Source organism: Pseudomonas sp. B21-028, from assembly GCF_024749045.1.
In the GTDB taxonomy this organism is placed as follows: domain Bacteria; phylum Pseudomonadota; class Gammaproteobacteria; order Pseudomonadales; family Pseudomonadaceae; genus Aquipseudomonas.
In genome coordinates this window covers 6,281,720-6,300,497 of the sequence record NZ_CP087184.1, presented here as the reverse complement: position 1 = coordinate 6,300,497, position 18,778 = coordinate 6,281,720, and the positions used below count along the sequence as shown (strand labels likewise).

At 51.9% G+C, this 18,778-nt stretch carries 20 protein-coding genes and 2 pseudogenes; 9 read left to right on the top strand and 13 right to left on the bottom strand.

Translation table 11 applies throughout. The annotated features are described in order from the left end of the window. Nucleotides 1-32: 32 nt before the first annotated feature. Nucleotides 33-1,589 carry a type VI secretion system protein TssA gene (tssA, locus tag LOY35_RS27575; protein WP_258629275.1) on the bottom strand — a complete coding sequence of 519 codons (1,557 nt, stop codon included), beginning with the start codon at nucleotides 1,587-1,589 and terminating at the stop codon, nucleotides 33-35. Nucleotides 1,590-2,351: 762 nt separating this feature from the next. Next, a complete protein-coding gene (locus LOY35_RS27570) occupies nucleotides 2,352-2,711 on the bottom strand; it encodes a hydrogenase maturation nickel metallochaperone HypA (protein ID WP_258629274.1) in 360 nt (119 codons plus the stop codon). A gap of 266 nt (nucleotides 2,712-2,977) precedes the next feature. Between LOY35_RS27570 and LOY35_RS27565 the strand changes: the two genes are divergently transcribed. Next, nucleotides 2,978-3,154 carry a hypothetical protein gene (locus tag LOY35_RS27565; protein WP_258629273.1) on the top strand — a complete coding sequence of 59 codons (177 nt, stop codon included), beginning with the start codon at nucleotides 2,978-2,980 and terminating at the stop codon, nucleotides 3,152-3,154. A gap of 349 nt (nucleotides 3,155-3,503) precedes the next feature. Here the strand turns inward: LOY35_RS27565 and LOY35_RS27560 are convergent, their stop codons facing one another. Both LOY35_RS27560 and LOY35_RS27555 read right to left on the bottom strand, forming a co-directional pair. Next, a complete protein-coding gene (locus LOY35_RS27560) occupies nucleotides 3,504-4,217 on the bottom strand; it encodes a hypothetical protein (protein WP_258629272.1) in 714 nt (237 codons plus the stop codon). Between the two features lie 566 nt (nucleotides 4,218-4,783). Further along, nucleotides 4,784-5,377 (bottom strand): papain-like cysteine protease family protein, encoded by a 594-nt coding sequence (locus LOY35_RS27555; protein ID WP_258629270.1) that lies wholly within the window; start codon nucleotides 5,375-5,377, stop codon nucleotides 4,784-4,786. Between the two features lie 489 nt (nucleotides 5,378-5,866). Between LOY35_RS27555 and LOY35_RS27550 the strand changes: the two genes are divergently transcribed. Beyond that, nucleotides 5,867-6,316, top strand: a complete 450-nt coding sequence (locus LOY35_RS27550) for a GNAT family N-acetyltransferase (protein ID WP_258629269.1) — start codon at nucleotides 5,867-5,869, stop codon at nucleotides 6,314-6,316. A 12-nt stretch (nucleotides 6,317-6,328) separates the two neighbouring features. On the opposite strand, the gene LOY35_RS27545 is transcribed toward LOY35_RS27550, so the two are convergent. The 3 genes and pseudogenes from LOY35_RS27545 to LOY35_RS27535 all read right to left on the bottom strand — a co-directional run bounded on the left by LOY35_RS27545 (nucleotide 6,329) and on the right by LOY35_RS27535 (nucleotide 7,537). Next, complete coding sequence (locus tag LOY35_RS27545; RefSeq protein ID WP_258629268.1) at nucleotides 6,329-6,460, bottom strand: transposase domain-containing protein; 132 nt, start codon at nucleotides 6,458-6,460, stop codon at nucleotides 6,329-6,331. Between the two features lie 35 nt (nucleotides 6,461-6,495). Further along, a pseudogene (locus tag LOY35_RS27540) lies at nucleotides 6,496-7,032 on the bottom strand (transposase); the annotation flags it as partial. Between the two features lie 295 nt (nucleotides 7,033-7,327). After that, a complete protein-coding gene (locus tag LOY35_RS27535; RefSeq protein WP_258629267.1) occupies nucleotides 7,328-7,537 on the bottom strand; it encodes a hypothetical protein in 210 nt (69 codons plus the stop codon). A 28-nt stretch (nucleotides 7,538-7,565) separates the two neighbouring features. Between LOY35_RS27535 and LOY35_RS27530 the strand changes: the two genes are divergently transcribed. Both LOY35_RS27530 and LOY35_RS27525 read left to right on the top strand, forming a co-directional pair. Further along, nucleotides 7,566-7,979, top strand: a complete 414-nt coding sequence (locus LOY35_RS27530; RefSeq protein WP_258629266.1) for a hypothetical protein — start codon at nucleotides 7,566-7,568, stop codon at nucleotides 7,977-7,979. Nucleotides 7,980-7,983: 4 nt separating this feature from the next. Then, on the top strand, nucleotides 7,984-8,532 hold the full coding sequence (locus LOY35_RS27525) for a hypothetical protein (RefSeq protein ID WP_258629264.1): 549 nt from the start codon (nucleotides 7,984-7,986) through the stop codon (nucleotides 8,530-8,532). Nucleotides 8,533-8,833: 301 nt separating this feature from the next. Here the strand turns inward: LOY35_RS27525 and LOY35_RS27520 are convergent, their stop codons facing one another. Together LOY35_RS27520 and LOY35_RS27515 are read right to left on the bottom strand one after the other, a co-directional pair. Next, nucleotides 8,834-9,124, bottom strand: a complete 291-nt coding sequence (locus LOY35_RS27520; protein ID WP_258629262.1) for a hypothetical protein — start codon at nucleotides 9,122-9,124, stop codon at nucleotides 8,834-8,836. Between the two features lie 678 nt (nucleotides 9,125-9,802). Continuing rightward, a complete protein-coding gene (locus tag LOY35_RS27515) occupies nucleotides 9,803-10,603 on the bottom strand; it encodes a hypothetical protein (protein WP_258629261.1) in 801 nt (266 codons plus the stop codon). An 840-nt stretch (nucleotides 10,604-11,443) separates the two neighbouring features. Here LOY35_RS27515 and LOY35_RS27510 point away from each other — a divergent pair. Continuing rightward, nucleotides 11,444-12,874 carry an IS1182 family transposase gene (locus LOY35_RS27510; protein WP_258629259.1) on the top strand — a complete coding sequence of 477 codons (1,431 nt, stop codon included), beginning with the start codon at nucleotides 11,444-11,446 and terminating at the stop codon, nucleotides 12,872-12,874. 190 nt (nucleotides 12,875-13,064) lie between these two features. On the opposite strand, the gene LOY35_RS27505 is transcribed toward LOY35_RS27510, so the two are convergent. Together LOY35_RS27505 and LOY35_RS27500 are read right to left on the bottom strand one after the other, a co-directional pair. Beyond that, on the bottom strand, nucleotides 13,065-13,313 hold the full coding sequence (locus tag LOY35_RS27505) for a hypothetical protein (RefSeq protein WP_258629257.1): 249 nt from the start codon (nucleotides 13,311-13,313) through the stop codon (nucleotides 13,065-13,067). 125 nt (nucleotides 13,314-13,438) lie between these two features. Continuing rightward, nucleotides 13,439-13,750 (bottom strand): annotated as a pseudogene (locus LOY35_RS27500) (hypothetical protein); the annotation flags it as partial. 646 nt (nucleotides 13,751-14,396) lie between these two features. On the opposite strand from LOY35_RS27500, the gene LOY35_RS28735 reads away from it, so the two are divergent. The 4 genes from LOY35_RS28735 to LOY35_RS27485 all read left to right on the top strand — a co-directional run bounded on the left by LOY35_RS28735 (nucleotide 14,397) and on the right by LOY35_RS27485 (nucleotide 17,222). Next, nucleotides 14,397-14,627 carry a rhodanese-like domain-containing protein gene (locus LOY35_RS28735; RefSeq protein WP_408981174.1) on the top strand — a complete coding sequence of 77 codons (231 nt, stop codon included), beginning with the start codon at nucleotides 14,397-14,399 and terminating at the stop codon, nucleotides 14,625-14,627. 67 nt (nucleotides 14,628-14,694) lie between these two features. Beyond that, nucleotides 14,695-15,999 (top strand): MFS transporter, encoded by a 1,305-nt coding sequence (locus LOY35_RS27495; protein WP_258629255.1) that lies wholly within the window; start codon nucleotides 14,695-14,697, stop codon nucleotides 15,997-15,999. A 43-nt stretch (nucleotides 16,000-16,042) separates the two neighbouring features. Further along, on the top strand, nucleotides 16,043-16,426 hold the full coding sequence (locus LOY35_RS27490) for a hypothetical protein (protein WP_258629253.1): 384 nt from the start codon (nucleotides 16,043-16,045) through the stop codon (nucleotides 16,424-16,426). Next, nucleotides 16,407-17,222, top strand: a complete 816-nt coding sequence (locus LOY35_RS27485) for a hypothetical protein (protein WP_258629251.1) — start codon at nucleotides 16,407-16,409, stop codon at nucleotides 17,220-17,222. The genes LOY35_RS27490 and LOY35_RS27485 overlap by 20 nt, the downstream gene beginning before the upstream one ends. 349 nt (nucleotides 17,223-17,571) lie before the next feature. Here LOY35_RS27485 and LOY35_RS27480 read toward each other — a convergent pair whose 3' ends face one another. After that, the gene (locus LOY35_RS27480; protein ID WP_258629250.1) at nucleotides 17,572-18,312 is read right to left on the bottom strand and encodes a hypothetical protein; all 741 of its coding nucleotides are present in this window, start codon (nucleotides 18,310-18,312) and stop codon (nucleotides 17,572-17,574) included. A gap of 55 nt (nucleotides 18,313-18,367) precedes the next feature. Next, the gene (locus tag LOY35_RS27475) at nucleotides 18,368-18,748 is read right to left on the bottom strand and encodes a RidA family protein (RefSeq protein WP_014340863.1); all 381 of its coding nucleotides are present in this window, start codon (nucleotides 18,746-18,748) and stop codon (nucleotides 18,368-18,370) included. Nucleotides 18,749-18,778: the final 30 nt, after the last annotated feature.

Here is an 18,778-nt window from a genome sequence, read left to right as displayed (position 1 = left end):
GATTTTTCTCCTTACAATGGGGACCCGGAGGCCTATTCAATGACCCGTTCCAGGTCGAGGTGACACAACCTGCGGAATGTCTCTTCCTTGCGTTCGCGCACGGGGTGGTTCTGCGGCAGCAACTCGCAGCAGTGGTGCAGCAGATGCAATATTTGCAATGCCAGTTCGGGCTCCCACGCGTTCAACTCCGGGTTTTGCAGCCTTTGATCGAGTGCTTCGAGCTGGACCTTGGCGAGATCGTATTTCTTGGCCGAAAAGCACAGCCGGGCCATTGCGAACCGCCAGAGAAACCGCTCGCGAGCACCGTTGGCGGCCTGCATGCCCTGCCGGAGCGACTGCACGGCAGTTTTGAGCCCCTCCCTGAGTACGATTGCCTGAGCTTCTTCCAAAGCCAGCTCCCATGGCGCCTGTTTGTCGGCTACATCGACGGCGGGCGAGGCGCTGGGGTATTGCAGATGGGGCATGATCTGAGCCGCAATCCACGTCCGGGTGGCGGGATCGGCGAACGGGACGCTGTCATGCCAGCGCAGTTCGACAATGCCCGGCAGACGCTGGATGAACAGCGCGAAATGGATCTCCAGCTCACGCATGGCCAGCTCAGCACCGAGGCCTTGCAGGCATTCCCAGGCGAGCCTCTGGCCGTCGAGCCAGAACGGCGCTTTCGCCAGGCTGGCCTCGATCTCCACCAGCAGATCCGCATAATTGCCCCGTTGGAGGCTGTCTTGATAACCCTTGAGCTTGTCCGGCGGCAGCCCGCGCAACAGGGTGATCTGTTCGGCGTTGTGCTCGGGTACTGCATCGATGGCCAGCCAGGGCAAGACGCGATTCAGCCGCAGGGCCCGCACGTCGGTAGCTTTTTGCTTGAGCCACCAGGCGCACAGCGAACGCGCACTATCCTGTTGGGCACGTAGCGCCTTATGGGCTTCTTTTTCGGTTTCGATATGAGTGACAGGGCTGAGCAGTTGAGTGGCGGCTTGCTTCACCTGGGCCACCACCGTTTCGATGGCCGCGGGTGCTGACGAATGCTCGGTAACGCGCCGGATCATGTTTTCTAGCCGGCGGCTCAACGGCAATATCAGGGGAGCTTCATTCCCGAGGTGAGCGGTGCACACGGTCTCAAGGCCTTCAAGCTGTTCCAGCAGATGGCGGAACAACAGCAACTGCTCTTTGATCGCCACATCGTCGCCCAGCGCCTGTTCCAGGCGAGGTAACAGCCAACTGAAACTGGCTGCACGGGTTCTTGCCTTGGCGGGATGGATCTCGGCCCAATGGTGATTGCACAGGTAGTGCAGGAGGCAGAGGCCGGCCAACAGACCCTGGAAAGATTCGCGCTGATACAACGCCCATGTCAGCCAAGCCGCCACTCGCAAATCTTTCGACTGGGTGCGCAACAGGGCTTCACTTTGTTCAAGGACCTTCAACCAATCGACGTGACCGCACGCATGAACTGATTGGGCTTTCCCCAGTTCGCATTCCAACGCTTCGAATTCATTTGAAAAACGTACGTCCACACCCGCGAAGCTGTCCTTGGAAACAGGTGTTCTGGCGAGATCCAGGTAATGGGCGGACAGTTTGTTTGCGTAGGACAATCCATGGCCTTTTGGGGTGGTACGGTTATTGGAACTTTCGGCAGTCAGCAAATGGCTACGAACTTCAATGCGTATTTTCAGCGTTACATGTAGGAAATTTCGCATCGCATAGCCGAATGCTTCGAAACACAGCTCAATCAAACATGGAGCCGCGATTCGGTGCGAAGAATGCCAAAAATAAAAAATGAGGGATGTAGGATTATTCTGTAAAAGAGTTCATCAAAAGGTACTTTGAGATGTGAGGTAACTTTCCGTTAACTATTGGGTGGGCTTTTGAGAAGTTACAATTTCTTACGGGTAGGGTGTTGCATTTACTTGCTTATAAAGGTGAGGGCGCTCCTCAGTGGTTAATGAACTGATGGGGCTGCCGTCTTCGAAGCGCAATTTCCCCAACACCACTCCCCTCTGTGGGAGCGAGCAGGCTCGCTCCCACAGAGGGATCCAAGGCGGCCGCAAAGCCTAGGAAATCCGGGCGCGGCTCAAATACTGATGATAGCTGTGCGCAGGGCGCCCTCGGGCGCGCCGGGTTCCTAGGTCCCCGGTCTACTAACGGAGCACTTAGGGGGCACTAGCCAAGCACTGGAGGACTGCAATTGCCCCTTTACGGTCGTTCACTGCTTGAACTATCTGCGATCGTCCATAAACGACGACTGGCCGGGGCGAACGACAGACTAGGCATGCGATGCAATCGCACTGACGACAGGGTTGGAAAGCATTGCCAATCACTTGCGGTGAGAGTCCATATACGGGTTATTAGCCGCTTTAGAGACCCCAACCACCAATAAACCAGGGACGTGCAGCACTGCCTCTATGCCCTTCATACTCCGATTTCTTTTTAAGCTGTTCTCGACAATAAAATAAACTGATCACTGCTGGAATAAATAATAAGTTGAACAGCCACTGGCGCGCATCGGTTGATTTTGAGGTAATCGCTGCAAGAAAATTGATTAGAGCCACGCCAATGATTAAAAGGTTATATCCAATATGTCGACGCTTCATTAAGGCAAAGCTTTCCCAATCATAACTCAGCCATTCGTGGGAAAATTTGTCACACGTAGGACACCTATGGGTGGGCGGAAGGGAGTCTGCGATATAACCACAGCTAGGGCATCGAAATTTCATGGCGCTATCCTAATACTCTCTCATTAGGTGAAATGCCATATCGCGTTTCTTGTCGCGGTAGCGCGAGGTCTATCGAGGGGAACGTGACAGGAGTGACGGCAAGCCCGACTATGGTAAGAGGGTAGCAGGGCACCACTTATTTGCCACTGGTCTGTCCACCGACTGCTTGGGGCCGATTTCTGCCTGTCGTGAGGGGCAGCAAACGACCCGTTGCGGCTATCCGCAAGAGCCACCAGAATCGGGGACTGTTTGTGGTGAGGTGACGCATGGCGACGATTGAAGTATCAGAAAAAGCCGACTGGAAACTTTTCAAGGACGTGGCCCGGGTTCTTGAGCAAGGGTTGGGCGGTCGCTGGAAAGAGAAGCTTGATGGCCTGGACCAGCGCTACTGGGATCTGTTGGTGGGCAAATACACGCTCATCCTGCACCTTGAGCACATATAGGCATTTTCAATAGTTGTTCCCGATAGCGCAGATGACACAGCTCAAAGAGTATGTGCGTTGCTCAAGCAGCCTCCTTGTGGGTAAGCCCGCTCCAACAAAGATCACAACTGGCTGAATTCTGACCGTCGTGAAGGGCTGAAACCGGCCGAGGCTGTGTAAAAAACGCTTTTGAGCGCGGCAGTTACTCAAAATCGAACTGAAAATTGCGCTTCTACGCGAAATCCACATCTGCTGGCATGCAGATAAATTTCAGATTTAACGTAGACGCGCACACTTCAATTTTGGCGAAGCGTTTTTACACACTCTGGGCCGATTGCCGCCCCTTCAAGCCCAACTCTAATTCAACGATTCATAGCTTGGCATACGCAGCTTCAAAATCACGGAGCGCTTGGTTTACCTTGTATCGAAGCATCAGCGAAGCGGAAAGCTTCACCATTGCCTCGAACAAGACATGTCCTGATTGAATCTCACACTGACCGACGCAATGCTCGGCATACTCCCCAGGCTCATAAGCGTAGACAGTGTAAAAAACCCTGCCGGACTCGCGATTCAGTCCTGCCGAGATACGAGTGACAGAACTCTCTGTCACGCTCAAGTCAGGAAGCGAAAACTCCAAGACGTCATCGAATGGAATGAACATAGCTGAGGCGGACATAACAAATAGACTCGCGATATCCAACGCCTCTTCAACTTTTCCAAGCTCAGGAGTCGCATACTCGTGCTCAAGAATATTTCGTATATCGACGACTTTACGCAACAGACTCGGCGCCAATAACCCAAGTGCCCTTAGCCGTTCGATCTTCTTCGGCACATTCCATCGAAGTGACGAGTAACCAAAAGAGATCAACAACTGATCAAACTGACAGGCAATGGCGCGTTTTGCATTGGTCGTTGCATTGACGAGAGCCGCCAAACCGCCCCGTTCAAAATCATCTTCCGCCAAGGTCAAAAATTCGACAGGTGAGGTTTTCAACTCTGTCATTCCAAAACCACCACCGCCTAACGCGACTCCACATTTGCTCATATCAAATCCATGAGCAAGGCAAAATTCTTTGATATCCATCTCACGCCCCTGTGTATTGGCGGCCAACAGGTGTTCGTTAACAATAGCGTATCAGCGATAACACAGGAAATCTCTGCTGTCGCTAGTGATCAGCATCGAAGCCCCCATCACCCTGATCCCTGCTGCCAATGCACCGCTAGGCCGACCGCTATCGACTCATAGCTGTCGATAGCAGACTCTCGTCGCTATCCCAGCATCCGCTCGGCGAGCAAACCTACAGCGATAAACACTATCGTTGTTCCTGAGGTGCGACTGACCCATTTGGCTGGCGATGGTCTCGTCCGAAGAACTATGTGCGCGCCGAACCCTACGATGAGATAGATCACCGCACAGCTGGCCATATGAATTAGCCCGAGCGTGATGATTTGCAATAGAACAAGGGGTTTTGGTCGCCGAAGGGAGGGAAGGACTCTTTAGCGTGGTCGAGGCCAGTAAGTACGGCAATTGGACCAACATCAGTGGCAGTCGCTGGTGTTGCCGCCTCACTGCAATGGGAAGTGCTGACCTATACGGCCGAGGCAGAATTTGGGGCAGCCCCGAATTCTGCTCGCGTCACATTTAGAGTCTCAAGCGCTCTCAATATCGACAAGCCAGTGTCCGACTACTTTCGACACGTACTGCTTTCCGGTCAGCAGATGGATGTCGCCGTCAGCAGGATCGATGTAGTAAACGCTGTTCAGTTGGTCATGCTGTCCAGGTCTTGCAAGCACGTTGGCGACATACGCGATTACCACGTGATCCATGGTCGGCGACAGGCGCAACTTCAGAATGATGGGGCGTTTGTCTCGTAGCTCGGAAACAGTCAATTCAGGCGAAGGCGATCCGTTAGAAAATTTAGCTGATGATCGCCAGGGTATGCCTTTATGAGTGAATCCCCACGAATTGAGGAATGCTGACATCTCATAGTCGGTTGCTGTTTCGATGGTCACATGCCCCTTCATGGCTGCGACGATTTCAGGCTGGCTCCACTCGATACCCCGATAGTCCAGTAGGGTCTGAATAACAGCTGCCCAGCACCAGACTGGCGTGAGTTGTTGTCTTGCGTGTTTTTTGAAGCCAGGTATGCCAACAGGCTCAGCATTGGCTATCGGAACAAATGCCGTTAGCATCGCGCCGACCCCCGCGATTATCACTTTCCTTCGTGTAAGTGAAATACTCATATTCCCTAGTCCTCAAACGTTGGCTGCGAGAAGTGTTGTACGGGGGGCGGGATAACAGAGGGGCGTTGATACATATCCGCAGCCCATCCCTCCTCTGTATAGCAGTTATGCGGCCGGTCGTTGGGGTTGATCTCAGGGATTAAAAACTGTCGCAATCAGCGCAACCTTCCTCGGCCGCTGCCATTTTCGAAGGCAAACAAGCCTAAAGACAGCTTATCTAGCAGTGCTTTCCCGGAACACTCGTTTTGGCCCTCTCAGTGGGCGTTGTCAGACCATAGGTATTCCTCGTGAATCAAGCATGCCGCCATTGGAACCATTCGGTTGGCCGCAGCCCAAGCCCTTAAGCTTTTGCCGACCTACTGGGACAGGGACGCTCACCGGCTGCATTGGGTCGTTCTCTGCCGGTGATGGTTACGAAGTATGGTAAGCGTCCGGGGAAGGCACATTGCGATGCGCTAAGCTGTAATCCTTTAGGATTGAGGTCTCAGCATGGAATGCGACGTTCGTCCCGCTACGAGCAGAGATGCAGCAGCAATAAGCCGCGTAGTTATAGCCGCCCTGCGTGAGTCAAATTCACAGGACTATCCGCCTGATGTGATCGCTCAGGTTGAGCAGAGCTTTTCTGCTGAGGCCATCACCATACAGCTTACGAAGCGTATGGTCTTCGTTGCCTTATTGGGCGAAAACGTTATTGGCACTGCCGGTCTCGACGGTGATGTCGTCAGAAGTGTTTTCGTTGACCCAGCTCACCAGAAAGGCGGTATCGGGCGGCACTTGATGGATGTCATTCACACAACTGCTACCAGCGCAGGTATTGGAGCTGTACGTGTGCCATCGTCGATTACAGCTGAAAGGTTTTATACCGCGTTGGGTTACCAGAAAGTCCGCGACGAGTTTCATGGGGCGGAGCGCACCATCGTTTTGGAGAAGCAGCTGTAGGATTAGCCCAGACTATTTACCGCAGTTCTGCGGCAACAAATTAGTGATATCACTGGCCCGTTGGGTCGGCAGCCGCATCAGCACATCCTTGAGATAGGTATACGGATCCTGCCCATTCATGCGCGCCGACTGGATCAGGCTCATGATTGCAGCCGCCCGCTTATCGCTGCGCAGCGATCCTGCTTCAGCACGGTCTCACGCAGTGCATCGACCAATGGCTGAAGCCGCACGCCGGTTTGTCCGACCCACTGCGACAGGGTCGAGCGAGCAATTGCCAGCCCGGCGCGACCAAAGATTTTCTCCTGCCGGTACAGCGGCAAGTGATCGGCAAACTTGGCCACCATGACGTGGGCTAGCAAGCCTGCGGTTGGGATACCTTTGTCGATAACTTGGGCTGGTACCGGCGCCTGGATCAGTGTTTCGCACTGACGGCAGGCCCATTTGCCACGCACATGTTGCTCGACAGTAAAAACGCCCGGCGTGTAATCCAGCCTCTCGCTGACGTCTTCGCCGATGCGTTGAAGTTGGCAGCCACAGGCGCACTGGGTGTTTTCGGGTTCGTGACGAATCAACGTGCGTGGAAACTGCGGCGGCAATGGCGAACGTTTCGGGGATTGCCGTGGTTCGGCCTGTGGCGCAGCTGGGAGGAGCTGTTTTAGCTCGGCCTCGATAGCTTCAAGGTCTGTGTCGAGCAGGTCATCCAGCAAGCTGCTTTGCGCTCTGCATATCCAACAAATTTCGGCGTGATGAACAGCCAACCCTGAACTGAAGAAGCTCGGCAACCTCTGACTCGTCAATCAGCTTCTTTCGATGCAAGGTGTAGGGTAGATCGTCCGCAGTTGTGTAGCGTCCTGTCGCTCGGGCAAGAGCAGCGTCTGCAACGCTTGGAGGTCTTCTGCTAATGGGTGCATACCTTTACTCCTTTCGTCCTGCGCCGGAGCAGGTCGGTAGAACATTTTTTACCAGAAAAGCGTTTGACCGGTAGCCGCTAACGCGATTGATCGAAATGACTCAGCCCCTTGCTGCTTGCGTGTAGCTTCCGTCAACCACTTCTCCGCTTTCTTCATTCTCTTGTAAATATTTCCCATGATACTTAATGTTTGTTGTTGCTCCAAATATACCATTTGCAGAAATAAAGTTACGCTTGGCAATAAAAGTCTCTTGACGAAATCGAAATTTCTGCGCTATATCGTCTGTGGCGAATGGCAAAGAGCCTTTCAAAATATGATCACTTCATGCTGAGGTTCTTATGTCGCAACAGCTTTTGCTTGTAGAATTTCCATCTGACGAAAGTGGGAAAATATATGAGCCAGAAACTAATACTATCCTAACAGCTTCCGTAAATAATGCTCTGGTTGAGTATCTTTCTAAAGAGGATCTATTCGAGGAGACCAGTCTTTATGAAGACTCTTCATTTGAAGAGTACACAACAATATTACGCCTGAAGGAGGACCAGATTGGTAATGCCTTGGACTGTATTACAGCGATGTTAACCCAACTTTTGGAGACAGAGCGTGTAGAGAAAATTAAAGCCCTTCAGACAGAGGCTGACATTTCTAACCTGATGAGCGAATTTCAAGTAATCTCTAGTTCATATCAGCTAATCAAACTGAAGCGTGACAATTTTGCCACCTCAATATCAACTATCGTAATGTTGGGGTGATCGCATGAGTAATAACCAAGGAAAAGATGGAGAGATGCGCTTCGCAATAGCGATTGCTGGAGCCTCCATTCGAGAGAACAGTCTCGACTTCACCCGGCATTCTGTAACAAATCAGTCGGACTTAGGTGTTGATTATACCTTGCAAGGCAAAGTTGAAACCTTGATTAGTTTTTGTGAAACGGCAGCAGGCACGAGTTTACCAATGCTTTCAGAAACTCTAGGCGATTTAACCAAAACCGTGGAGGGTCGAGTAGATGTTAAAACAATGGATAGAAAGCTTACTAACGTAGAGGTTAATAAGTTCATTGCAGACATTAAAAAACATCCCAATACTGAGTTGCATATTCTCGCAGGGGGAACTGCACTCACCAAAACTGCACAAAAAAATTTCAACTCTCAGCAAACTAACTTTCGGGAGAATGGCAAAGCGCTTGAATATATTTCAAACACCGGCATTAGGCGATTAGCGAACGAATATAAACCTGAAATACTAAGCGCTTTAGAAGGTCCGGTAGGCTCGAAGCGGAGTCCTTCTGATAATACAGAAAAGTAATGCACCTCATCATACCTTGATACGCACTCGGCTTTCATGTGCTGGAGTGGTTGAGCAACGGTCGCTTCAAGGGTAGAACTGGTTTGGGGGGGGCGCCAAAATTGTCTTGGTGATGCTCATACCATTCATCGCATGGCTCATCTATACCGGCAACCAGTAGAGCCAGCGTCCGCCATGGGTCGATTTCGGTCGGTCGTGAGCGGCAGAAAACGGCCTAAAGCGGCCGCCCACGATCGACCGTTTTCGACCCATTGCAGCCCTGCGGCATGTGGCTAAAATCGGCCACAAGTGGACATGCGAGCTACGCCACCGTGCGAAGCATGTCCATAAACATCGGCCCCGAGAGATCTCGTACCAGGCCATCGTCAGCAACCAGGCACCCCGCAGCACCAGCGAATGACTCTTGTTCATGAGCCGGGATGTTCAAACTGCAATGGATTCGGTAGCGAAATAGCCAACCATCAGCGACGCGACCGCACAGTTCTACTACCTGCTGATAGCCTTCAACCGCCAGCGGCCCGGCACCGTGGTCCTGAGCACGACGATCTGCCGCGCTGTAGGTCGATTCACTGCCTGAAAGTTCTTTTTTCATGCGCATTCGAAATGACAGATGTTGGGCCAATTATCTACATATTCGGACTGAATGTCCGTAGTCAGCATTGGGTCGATTTCTGCCGGTGCCGACCTGCTGCAATGGGTCGTTTGCTGCCCCTCACGACAGGCAGAAATCGGCCAAAAGCGGACGTTTGCCGCGCACCGAAACAAGCCGTCGTTCACTCCTGTGGATAAGGCGCTTCATCTGTCGACTGATGCCAAATAGAACCATGCGCCCGGCTGAGCTCGACGGAATATCTGTCGCACAACATCTCGATGGCAGCTTTATCAAGCGCCTGATCTGAAGAGGAGATCGCCCCACCACAGGTCAGGTACAGGTACAATGCACACAGCGCCTCCAGCCTCGACGAGTCGGACTGCACGGTAAACCTAGAGTCATCTACCTCGCTCGCTTGGATTTCTATGCAAGGGTCATCGCTCTCCCTGTCTTTCACATACAGACATGTCCAGGAGCGGCTGTTCACAGGGTATGAATTACCCTCTGTGTCTACGTTTCGCCCAGGGCCATATAACAGATCCAGGAAGCACCTGAAGTCGGGCCGTTCGCGAACGACGGTCACTGTGTACATCGGTTCTCCTCAGCCTCGTGTGTATCGTCCGCTACAGGTCGGCATCCCGTTGAACAGCTCGAAAGTATAGAGGCAAATCTATAAACTTAAAGTGCAGATCGCTTTTGTTTTGCGGCAGCTGAATTTTTATAGCTATTAATGAAGTCATGTTTTTTAGTTTTAATTTTGAGATCAGCCAGATAGAAATTTCCGCTTCCAACTAACCACATAAGTTTATCAAATTCATAAGGCACAATATTCTGCGCGGAGCAGTATGCGATGACGTCTTTAAAAACCCCGAAGTCAGTCTTGGCCGAGCTTATTCCGACAGCACGACAAATATCATTTATATGCGTGTCTGGCTTGGCGAAACCCGAGTACCCATTCTCTTTCAAAAAGTCACATGACAGAGCGAAGCCAAAGCCCTCTATTTCTTCTTTCAATAAAAGTGGCAGTGCAAGTCGGGAGTATGGGCTCCCATAGAATGACTCTACAAAATCATGGAATTCATCAGCTTTCTTGAAAGAGGCGAGAAACTTTGCCGAAGATATTGCGGATTTTAAGTATATAGACCAGTGGCTGCGATTGTTATTTTTGTCAATTTTTACCGGCGTTTTTACGTTGGCCTTCTTGATTGCATCAATCAAGTCAAAATGATTGTCGTATGCGTCAATAACCTTAGCTGGATTAAACTTGAAAAGTATCTCGGAAAGTTTTTCGATGTCGCCAATGGTATTAGGCATCGACTGTCGATTTTTTGCATGGTTTAGCATTGAGCGATATAGCTTGGGAATTGACGTTTTCTTTCCTACTTTCCACTCAAACAGATGGATATCGATCAGCTCATCATCCACGCCATCGAATGATAGAAGATATGCTCTTGCGCTTCGCATTAATGGTGTCGGCATTTATACTCCAAATCTTCAGTGCTCATCGCCCATTTGTATGAACACCCTCTGTAGCGCCTCTGGGAAATAGAGTGCTTATATTGAGGAAAAACCTATTGCCAGAATTTTTTGAGTTCCAAGACACCATTTCTGTATTGAGCGCAGGGTCTGCCAACTAACTGGCAACGCGCTCATGAATAAATAATGACGTTATGCTACTCATACGTTTCCTTGACTATATTTTTGAGCTTTGCAGCACGCCTAAAAAATCGAAATCTATTAATGACTATCGGCTAGGCCTGAGGAAGCTTTAGTGAGTTCTTTAGCTGTTGGCGGTATCAAGCATCCTTCGGCCACTGTCCGCTTCTGGCCCAGAGTGTGTCAAAACCCTTGTTAGCCGCTTCCACTCTGGAATGCTTTGCCCTACTCAGCCCAGGTCAGACGTCAGTTGCTCAGATTCAGTATAAGATTCCGGAGATCAGCAGGCGCGCCGACAACGTGGGCTAAAGGCTAGAAATCTGGGGGTTGGATGATTGCAAGCAACGTTTCATATCTTTGTCCGGTTTGTGGATACCCCGGGCTTGAAGAGCCTCCATACGATGAGGTTGGTTGCTCTTCGTTTGGCATGTGCCCGTCCTGCGGTACGCAGTTTGGCTACGATGACGCGACATCTGCTCATGCTGATTTGCGGAAATTATGGATCTCTAAAGGAATGCTTTGGTGGAGCAAAGCTCAAGCGTCGCCGAGTGGTTGGGACCCGGTAAGGCAATTACAGGCGGTCGAAAAACGCATCAATGTCTGAACAGAATACCGCCCTTAGCCCTGCTATGATTTCTGTGGATTTCATCGCAGGGATCGCCCATGAAGCGCTTCATCCAAGGTGAACATCGAGGCCAAGGCACCTTACTTCCCGAAAGCCTCGACGACTACGTCAGCGATACCAATCCGGTGCGCATAGTCGACGTCTTCGTCGATGAACTCGACTTGGTCAGTCTGGGTTTTGACGGTGCTATTCCTGCTGACACTGGCCGGTCTGCTTACCACCCCGCAATCCTGCTGAAGATCTATATCTACGGTTATCTCAACCGCATCCAGTCGAGCCGACGTTTGGAGCGAGAAGCCCAACGCAACCTCGAGCTGATGTGGCTGACCGGCCGTTTGATGCCCGATTTCAAGACCATTGCCAACTTCCGAAAAGACAACAGCAAGGCCATCCGAGGCGTTTGTCGCCAGTTCGTCGTACTCTGTCAGCAGTTGGGATTGTTTGGAGAAAATCTGGTCGCCATCGACGGCAGCAAATTCAAAGCCGTCAACAATCGCGACCGCAATTTCACCAGCGCCAAACTGAAGCGGCGCATGGAAGAAATTGAATCGAGTATCAACCGTTATCTGGCGGCACTCGATGCTGCCGATCGGCAAGAACCCACAGTCTCTGAGCCCAAAGCCGTGCGGCTGGAAGAGAAAATCGCCAAGCTCAAAACTCAAATGAAAGAGCTTCAGGCGATCGAAATCCAGCTCAATGAATCGCCCGATAAACAGGTCTCACTGACCGATCCAGACGCCCGTTCCATGATGACGCGCGGCACGGGAATCGTCGGTTACAACGTGCAGACGGCGGTCGATACCCAGCACCATTTGATCGTTGCGCACGAGGTGACCAACGTCGGTTCCGACCGAGATCAACTCAGCTCGATGGCCAAGCAAGCCCGCGAGGTGATGGCGTCAGATACGTTGTCGGTAGTGGCTGACCGAGGTTACTTCAAAAGCGAACAAATCCTCGCTTGTCACGATGCAGGTATCACCGCCTACGTGCCCAAGCCGATGACCTCTGGAGCCAAGGCTGACGGGCGTTTCAATAACGATGCCTTCATCTATGACGCGGCAAAAAACGAATACATTTGTCCAGCTGGCGAGGCGCTGATCTGGCACTACTCCTACGTTGAAAAAGGCCTGAAGTTGCATCGTTACTGGAGTTCGAAATGCCAGGGCTGCGCGTTGAAGACGCAATGCACACCGAGCACGGAGCGACGAATTCGGCGCTGGGAGCATGAAACCGTATTGGAGGACATGCAGCTTCGGCTGAGCAAAGCGCCGGAGATGATGCGAGTCCGAAAACGGACGGTTGAGCATCCCTTCGGGACGCTCAAACAATGGATGGGAGCGACGCACTTCCTGACGCGAAAACTGGCCGGGGTGAGTGCGGAGATGAGCTTGAATGTGCTCGCCTACAACTTGAAACGGGTCATGAAAATCATCGGTACCAACGGTTTAATGAACGCGCTGACGGCCTGAAAAGACTGATTTTGGCCCATTCGAGAGGCTATAAAAGCGGCGTTACGTGCTCCAGGACGCTACCGATGCGTCCCGCGGCACTGACCATACGATCGCTCAACCAACGAAGGTCGATGTTCCAAGCGATGAGGCCCGTGAGCGTTTTTACACACTTTGGGCCAGGAGCAGCCAGTCGGATATGTCTGGATAATCAGGGGAGATCCAGTCGCTTGGTTTTCTCGGTCTTAGATACAGACCGCCGATTTTTTACAATCCTTTCTACCAACTCATTCAAAGCAAACCACACCACAAGCAATAGCCCGACAAAGACCAACGTATTTTGATTATGGAACAGCCCTTGCAGCTTTCCTGCGACCCATGCCGAGACCACGATCAGCGATACAAAGCGCAGTCCTGTGAGTACGGCTTTAACGTATTCATTACCTAGATTTTCGAGCATTCCATGGTCTCTTTAGGTTGCGTATCACACGTTGATTGAAGCTGTCCTTACGGCAGATTACTTTCTGGGGGGGATAGACACAATGCATTGTGTCGCCATCAATAAAATCGAATGCCTAAGTCGAAGATCTGCTTCCCATCCCGGGCAAAGATCCAGGTATTCCCATGGCCGTTCTGTTGCAGCCAGATGGTGTCGTTGCCGTTGCTCATGGTGGCGCAGTCGCCTGCCAGGCACAGGGCGTAGCGGTCGGCTCCCGGCAGGCCGCTGACCTGGCCGTCGGGTTGGAATTCTACGGTGGCGCCTTGGCTGGGGCCGTTGGCGATGTTCCGGGTGCCGCTCAGGTAGGCGGCATATAGCGCTCGCTCGAAACTGGCGCCGATGGGGGCGCCTTCCGGTACCTTGACCTGCATGTGGTAGAACAGCTGCCTTGGGTTGTTCGTCACCAATGGGTTGCACAACCCATGGATGGTAATGCCGTTGTTAGCCATTTGAAGCTCCAACGGTAGTTGATTTACCCGTTCCAGCATCACATCTGCAACGCCGTCGAATGCCTTCGAATAACGTGTGAAAGCACAGAGGCTGCTGAAGATTCAATGATTCGCTTCGTTGTAGCGTAATCAGCCCTATGTCTGAAAGCACGTTAATTGATGAATGACCCGCCGAGGAAGCTTTCGCGGTGAAAACAATCATCCGTCCCAGCGGAATTGCCTCTAACGTAGCCATTTACTGCAAGAAAATTCTCTATGCTGTGTAAGTTATATCCGTAAAAGCAAAACCCCCGCCGAACCATAATAAAAATAATTTGACGACAAGTGTAATGCTGGCCAAAAATTTACGCCGCAGTAGTGTTGAGTCTGCCTGAAGATATGAAAGTCGCAGCCTGAAAAAATGGGAGGGTAACTATTCCCTCCACTCTATTTCGAGCATAACATTGGAGCTTGCTTATACCCCTCATTTCTGGTGGTGCAATAAATTATGCGCAGGTTAAGCTCTAGTCTTCGTCGCCGTAATGCCGAAAAAACTTTAAGGTTATTATCAATGATTTAGCCCCTCGCTTGGGTATTACCAGGGTACAGACACAACTTGGCTAGATTGCATCGGCATTCCAGCTCCTTGGGCGGCAAACTAATTCCGCTTAAAGATATCATCAAACGCCAAGACGAATTAGATCCCGCCCGCCGTGTTGTTTTTTATTGTAAATCCGGAGTGAGAAGCAAGGCAGCCTTACTGGCAGCTCGCAGCGTCAGACATGATGCAGAATTCTATTGCCTTGAGGGTGGTATCGAGCGCTATTTAGCTGTCTATCCAGATTAATCTGTCCCCGTCGTTTCTTGAGCGACCCACTGGCAATAGTCGCCTTATCCAGATCAAAGGTACGTCAATGAGCGTAAAGTTTACTGGTGTAAATTGGAGCTTGCCCGACATCGACCGACGTCTACTAAAGGTACAATTCAGTTTTTTTCTCATGGTATTGGGCGGACGTTGTAATCAACTGGCGGTGGCTTGGTGGGCTTTGCAGGAAACAGGCTCTGCGCTCTATTTTACCAACATGATTGCCTGTTCTATCGCGGCGGAGGTGCTAGCCAAACCTCTGTTGGGTTGGCTCGGTGATAAGTACAATAAAATACTCATTGTCAAACTGACCTCATTGATCAGCTTTCTCGCAGTATTATTGATGGTTTTATTGTCTGCCTCGCAGACATTCAACCCTTGGGCAGTAGGCGCCCTAATGATGCTCAGCAGTGCGATTGTCGGCGTGCGAGACCCTCTCCAGGCGTCGATTATTCCGTTGTTTGCAAATGACGATAAAGTTTCCTTAGCCTTTCGAACTAAAAGTGTGATGTCTTCCTTTTCTATTCTTTTGGGACCGGTACTGGCTAGTGGGTTGATTTATGGGTTCGGTATCACTATGGCCTTTGTCGCCGATTTTTTTGCAGTTCTCATCGCTGGGATGCTGATTGCAACTATCTCGACTCACATCGGTGCAGTTGATCGTTGCGAAAAAGCACCGCGTGCCAGTGGTTTCAGTATGATCTTTTCGGGCTTCAAAGTAGTTTATGGCGTGAAAATCGAGTTTTACTTGGCTATTATCGCGATGCTGATCAATTTCGCGCTTTTTCCATTTTTTACTATCTTGATCCCGTTGTACGTAAAGGACGTCATTCAATATTCGGTCACTTATATTGGTCTTCTTGATTCGTGCTTCGGGCTGGGTATTTTGCTGGGGAGTTACAAAATCATCGGATGGCTATCCGAACGGGTACCTCGGGATATTTGCATTTCCGCTGGTTTTGCACTACTGGGAGGTAACCTGGTGGTGGTTGGCACTGTTTCATCGTCGCTCATCGTACCATTAGCCTTTTTTTGCGGCGGCGTTGGCCTGATGTTAATCAATATCCCTACCTCTGCAGTGAGGTTGCTGGCGACGCCCAAGCTCCATCGCAATCGGATTTTTGCCACGGTTTCTTTTCTGTCTGCAGCGGCAAGCCCCTTAGGCAGTTTTGCGATGAATGCCTTGATCAGCTACTTGGGAGTTACGCTGACAATCACGCTACTAGGCGTCATGGTGTTGTTGTTATCACTAATGGTGCTTCTTGTACCAGACTTTAAACTTTTCATGCGTTCTAAAGATACGCAACTCAGTAATGCATACCTAAACAAATATCCAAACGCGTTTGCACACTAACGTGCCTCACCGTACTCGTGCCTTTTTAACAGAGCGGTCTTATATGATGCGGGACCTCAAGGATCGACCTGGATCTACTCAACACGAACAGATCTTTTGCGGTCAGTATTATGATGACATGGGCTGCATTGGCTTTCTGGGGAACCCGGCTAAGAGTCGTATTTCGATTCTGATGCTGGGACTTTCAGACGGTGTAGCGCTGGCACCAATCGCGGCCAGCAGCAGAGTGGCCAGTCTATTGGCTATTGATCTGGACGAGACAGCACTGATACGCAGCCTCGAAAACCGGAACCGATTGGCTGCGCATATCGATATTGCCACCAAGATCGCTGATGCAGAGCGCTTCCTCGTCGACAACCCTGACCATTATGACGTCATTATTGTCGACCTTTACACTAAGGACGGTTATGCCCCCGATCGTGTTTGAGCACAGCTTCCACCAACTATTGAAGAGCCGCCTCAACCCCCTCGGCCACGTCGTGTTCAATGGCTTTGGTGTCCCAATGAACCTGACTCCATTTGACGGTCCTACACCCCAAGCCTGGCTCGCACACTGCTTAAACCACAGTTGGGGAGACGTTCATTACCTGCCCCACAGACGCAATGCGACGTTCATTATTGGACCTCCGCCATCAGCTAAATTTGACGCGGTACCTGCCGTGGAGTCGTTATGCGCCAGTGACCGACTTTTTATGGACATCATGAGCCTTCGTCTGCGCTACTTGGTGCCTACCGTTATCCAGCACACACCGCCAATCCACCCGGCGCTAGATTTCGCAGGAATTGATCAAGAAGTACGAAAACGTTGGGTGGACGCGTTACCAGCGTTGTCTGCGCTGCTTCCAGCCTCGTTGCGGCTGAAGAAGCCCGACGATCTTCATTCGATATTGGATAACCCCGAAGCTTGTCAGGCGCTGCAAGAGCGATTAGTGAATGAAAAGTCTTCGTTACGCATTACGCTCGCATTGCTGATCGCTGGCGAGGTCAACTTCTCGGACCGGGATGTATCGTGGCTACCAGATTGGGTAGTATCCACGTTAGAAAACAGCGCAGTTATCCACCCGAGAGATTGGCTGGAAGGTCTCCTCCCCTACGCCTACGGTGTCATTACCCATAGGACGAGAGGGGACTTATCAAAATTGGAAGGCTTTCGACGGGCCATAGCACGATTATCAGTCAGCGTATTCCTCACGCCCGCGGGAACAAAATCCACGTCAAAATAGTTCAACTGTCGAGTATCAAATGATCATCCACAACAGGGGGGCTGTTCGGGATTGACGGGTTATCAACGTTGACCAAAATTGCTCAACAGCTCAGTACAGCTCGCAGGCAATTTTTAGAACCTGCTCGGCGGTCCTGGTTTTTTTTGCGTGAAGGAAAAGCAATGAAAAAACGGACAGCGGTTTTGGTGGGCGGCGGCTAGCTCGTGCGTTTTTTATCAGAAAGCACTTCCGTCGTGATTTCGTTCTCACTGCGGAGCAACTGAACACCATCATGCGAGGTTCTTCATACCCATTCTCGTACATGGGGCGCCCGCCGCTGAAGCGGGCGGGCTAGTGCAGGGAGAGCGGGTTACTGCTTTTCCAGCACCCACTGCCGAGGCCCCGCCGTATACGACGGTATCTCATCCGCCAACGACGCATTCACAGCCTGGAATATCTCCAGTCGCTTCCCATCGCGAGCAAAGATCCAGGTATTCCCATGGCCGTTCTGTTGAAGCCAGATGGTGTCGTTGCCGTTGCTCATGGTGGCGCAGTCGCCTGCCAGGCACAGGGCGTAGCGGTCGGCGCCCGGCAGGCCGCTGACCTGGCCGTCGGGTTGGAACTGGATGGTGGCGCCTTGACCGGGGCCGTTGACGATGCTCCAGGTGCCGCTCAGGTAGGCGGCGTACAGCGCACGCTCGAAACTGGCGCCGATAGGGGCGCCTTCCGGTACCTGGACTTGTGCGCGGTCGAAGAGCTGTTGCGGCTCGTTCTCGGTGGCGGTCTGGCTCAGTTGGTCGCCGTCGCGCTTGAGTTCGCTGGCGGCGCTGCCGTAGATGTCGACTTTCCACGTGCCGTCTTCTTGGGCCAGTAACTTGCCTTCGACGTTTTCAAAGCCGTTGGTGTAGCGCGCCTGGCCGGCCCGGGTGTTGACGTCCCATTCCAGGTTGGGGCCATAGGCCTGCAGCGCTTCGCGCAGGGGGCCACCCTTGGCGGCAGCGTCGATGGCGGCCTGGTTGATCCAGGTGCCGCTGATGTCACGGTCGGCAGGGTCGCTGGCGCAGCCGGCCAGGAGGAGGGCGAGTAGCGGGAGAGCAAGCGCTTTGCGCATGGTGGAATCCTTTCAAAACGAAAACGGCGCAGCGGGGGACGCTGCGCCGGCCTTGTTACTCGATGACCAGGATGGCATCCATCTCGACCTGCGCGCCCTTTGGCAGGGCCGCTACGCCGATGGCGGCGCGGGCAGGGTAGGGCTGGTCGAAGTACTTGCCCATGATCTCGTTGACCTTGGCGAAGTGGCTCAGGTCGGTGAGGAAGATGTTGAGCTTGACGATGTCCTTGAACGACCCGCCGGCGGCTTCGGCTACTGCTTTAAGGTTTTCGAAGACCTGTACGGTCTGGGCTTCGAAGCCTTCCACCAGCTCCATGGTTTTCGGGTCCAGGGGGATCTGGCCCGACATGTACACGGTGTTGCCCGCCTTGATCGCCTGGGAATAAGTACCGATGGCGGCCGGGGCCTTGTCGCTGGTGATGACGGTTTTGGTCATGTATGACTCCTTGTAATGGCTGGGCTATTG

Excerpts from the sequence above, each read along its gene's own strand:
- LOY35_RS27525 (WP_258629264.1), top strand. The coding sequence starts at position 7,984 with ATGAGTAATAACCAAGGAAAAGATGGAGAGATGCGCTTCGCAATAGCG.
- LOY35_RS27505 (WP_258629257.1), bottom strand. The coding sequence starts at position 13,313 with ATGCTCGAAAATCTAGGTAATGAATACGTTAAAGCCGTACTCACAGGA.
- LOY35_RS27570 (WP_258629274.1), bottom strand. The coding sequence starts at position 2,711 with ATGAAATTTCGATGCCCTAGCTGTGGTTATATCGCAGACTCCCTTCCG.
- LOY35_RS27545 (WP_258629268.1), bottom strand. The coding sequence starts at position 6,460 with ATGAGCCTGATCCAGTCGGCGCGCATGAATGGGCAGGATCCGTATACC.
- LOY35_RS27530 (WP_258629266.1), top strand. The coding sequence starts at position 7,566 with ATGTCGCAACAGCTTTTGCTTGTAGAATTTCCATCTGACGAAAGTGGG.
- LOY35_RS27515 (WP_258629261.1), bottom strand. The coding sequence starts at position 10,603 with ATGCCGACACCATTAATGCGAAGCGCAAGAGCATATCTTCTATCATTC.
- LOY35_RS27490 (WP_258629253.1), top strand. The coding sequence starts at position 16,043 with ATGATGCGGGACCTCAAGGATCGACCTGGATCTACTCAACACGAACAG.
- LOY35_RS27510 (WP_258629259.1), top strand. The coding sequence starts at position 11,444 with ATGAAGCGCTTCATCCAAGGTGAACATCGAGGCCAAGGCACCTTACTT.
- LOY35_RS27560 (WP_258629272.1), bottom strand. The coding sequence starts at position 4,217 with ATGGATATCAAAGAATTTTGCCTTGCTCATGGATTTGATATGAGCAAA.
- LOY35_RS27495 (WP_258629255.1), top strand. The coding sequence starts at position 14,695 with ATGAGCGTAAAGTTTACTGGTGTAAATTGGAGCTTGCCCGACATCGAC.
- LOY35_RS27565 (WP_258629273.1), top strand. The coding sequence starts at position 2,978 with ATGGCGACGATTGAAGTATCAGAAAAAGCCGACTGGAAACTTTTCAAG.
- LOY35_RS27550 (WP_258629269.1), top strand. The coding sequence starts at position 5,867 with ATGGAATGCGACGTTCGTCCCGCTACGAGCAGAGATGCAGCAGCAATA.
- LOY35_RS27480 (WP_258629250.1), bottom strand. The coding sequence starts at position 18,312 with ATGCGCAAAGCGCTTGCTCTCCCGCTACTCGCCCTCCTCCTGGCCGGC.
- LOY35_RS27520 (WP_258629262.1), bottom strand. The coding sequence starts at position 9,124 with ATGAAAAAAGAACTTTCAGGCAGTGAATCGACCTACAGCGCGGCAGAT.
- LOY35_RS27485 (WP_258629251.1), top strand. The coding sequence starts at position 16,407 with ATGCCCCCGATCGTGTTTGAGCACAGCTTCCACCAACTATTGAAGAGC.
- LOY35_RS27555 (WP_258629270.1), bottom strand. The coding sequence starts at position 5,377 with ATGAGTATTTCACTTACACGAAGGAAAGTGATAATCGCGGGGGTCGGC.
- LOY35_RS27475 (WP_014340863.1), bottom strand. The coding sequence starts at position 18,748 with ATGACCAAAACCGTCATCACCAGCGACAAGGCCCCGGCCGCCATCGGT.